We start from the raw sequence: 2,136 nt of genomic DNA, 5'->3' as shown, positions 1-2,136 counted from the left end.
GATCAGGGATGAATCCCAACCACTGGAACTGAATGTGGTCGATAACTACCAGGCAGGTGAAGTTCGCTCAACAAAGAACCTCTCTGGAGGTGAGAGCTTCATCGTAAGCCTAACCTTGGCGCTTGGGTTAAGCCAGATGGCGAGCAAGAAGGTGAGGGTAGACTCTTTGTTCCTTGATGAAGGGTTCGGCTCTCTTGATGAGGAAACCCTGGAGACAGCTCTGGAGGCGCTTTCAGCACTGCAACAGGATGGAAAACTGATTGGTATCATCAGTCATGTCTCTGCACTGAAGGAGAGGATCAACACGCAAATCTCGATCACGCCTCTCTCTGGAGGCCGTAGTACGATCAGCGGACCAGGCTGCACTAAACAATAAGCAATATTGGGAGTTAAACGATGATAAGTAATATAGGTGTACGGAATAAAAAAGCTCTCATTGACCTAGGTATCGGGGTATTTGGCATTTTTTGTACACTTCTTGTAGTAGTTTGGCTGAATCAACAGATTCTGATGCAGCTAACCCTTGGCTGGAGAATGGTTTTGTTGATCACTTCCCAGTGGTTGTTTATGATCGTTCCGTTACTCCTGATGCGTATCAATCATGAACGTATACGATTTCTTATGAAATCAGAAGTGAGGTTGTCAAACCAGATTCTCACCGGAATTATTCTTGCCTTCCTGATGTCATTCCTTTTTACTGTGGTTCCTATTCTTCTCGGATTCAAGGAAATGGTTGGAAGTACAAGCTATACCAAGGTGTGGCAATTTGCCTTTGATTTGCTCTATTCACTATTTGCGGTTGCTTTGGCGGAAGAGTTTGTATTCAGGGGATATCTCTTTCATAAGCTATTGGAAGTAAATCAATCAAAATGGTTCGCCATCCTTATCTCATCACTATTGTTTGGACTGTTCCATAGTTTTCAGGGTGATGTTCTTCAGGTTATTGTGACCACATTTCTTGGCATTCTTTTCTGTCTTCTTCGGGAAAAAATCAAATCCGTCTCACTCCTTTCCTTGGTAATCATCCATGGATTGTATGACGCCCTTATCACACTCTGGGTTACAATCCTATAATCTCGACAGTACCTAGACAATATTCACTACTTGCTGATGACTTCTGGTAATGATGATGATTGAATAAGCAAAAAAATCTCATTACACTGCTATATTGTAAACAGGAAGCGTAGATCAACCTTACATCCATGGATGTAGTATTCTTGGCAATGTTCTGTCGCTTTTGGAAGGAAATTAGATGTTATTACCAATTCTTGCCGTTATTGGCGGCCTTATTGTACTGGTATTGAGTTCAGATAGATTTGTAGATGGTGCTGCAGCCACTGCACGCCATTTTGGCATGCCATCTCTCCTGATAGGAATGGTCATTGTAGGATTTGGCACCAGTGCACCAGAAATGGTGGTATCCACACTCTCAGCTATGCAAGGAAGCCCAGGTATAGCTCTGGGAAACGCCTATGGGTCCAATATTGCCAATATTGGTCTCATTCTCGGGATTACAGCCATTATAAGCCCAATAACGGTGAGTTCGAAGATCTTGAAAAAAGAGTTGCCTATACTCTCATTGCTTACGCTTCTTTCAGTTGCATTGCTCTATGACTTGAATCTATCTCATTTTGATGCAGCGTTAATCCTGGTACTATTCGCTCTCTTGATATTCTGGAGCGTGTATCAAGGATTGAAAGACGGTAACGACCGACTCGCTGAAGAGATTGATGAAGAGGTTCCAAGCCCGTTATCAATGAAACGAGCAGTACTCTATTTGATTTTCGGTCTCTTGTTTTTAATTCTTAGTTCCAGAGTTTTGGTGTGGGGCGCTGTGGAGATTGCCAGGTACTTTGGAGTCAGTGATTTGATCATCGGTCTTACCATTGTCGCTATGGGAACCAGTCTTCCTGAACTTGCCTCATCGATTCTTGCTGCCCAAAAAGGGGAGCATGATATCGCGCTCGGGAATGTCATCGGTTCCAACCTGTTCAATACCACCGCAGTCGTCGGCATAGCAGGAGCAATTCATCCATTTGCTATTGATCCAATGGTTGTTTCACGAGATATGCTTGTCATGTCATTACTTACCCTTAGTCTTTTTGTAATCGGGTACCGATTCAAGAAGAATAGGCA

3 protein-coding genes are annotated in these 2,136 nt (G+C 43.3%); all 3 read left to right on the top strand.

Features of this window, described 5'->3' with window-relative positions:
• Positions 1–376 (top strand): SbcC/MukB-like Walker B domain-containing protein (locus tag JF818_RS05230; protein WP_304945004.1); only part of this gene is annotated, 376 nt, incomplete at its 5' end.
• A 20-nt stretch (positions 377–396) separates the two neighbouring features.
• Complete coding sequence (locus tag JF818_RS05225; RefSeq protein WP_198890912.1) at positions 397–1,074, top strand: CPBP family intramembrane glutamic endopeptidase; 678 nt, start codon at positions 397–399, stop codon at positions 1,072–1,074.
• A 178-nt stretch (positions 1,075–1,252) separates the two neighbouring features.
• The coding region (locus JF818_RS05220) for a calcium/sodium antiporter (protein ID WP_198890911.1) at positions 1,253–2,136 on the top strand (884 nt) is incomplete at its 3' end.

Origin of the sequence: Sphaerochaeta sp. S2 (assembly GCF_016406725.1) — a bacterium.
GTDB lineage: Bacteria > Spirochaetota > Spirochaetia > Sphaerochaetales > Sphaerochaetaceae > Sphaerochaeta.
This window is presented reverse-complemented; position numbering and strand designations above follow the sequence as displayed.

Excerpts from the sequence above, each read along its gene's own strand:
- JF818_RS05225 (WP_198890912.1), top strand. The coding sequence starts at position 397 with ATGATAAGTAATATAGGTGTACGGAATAAAAAAGCTCTCATTGACCTA.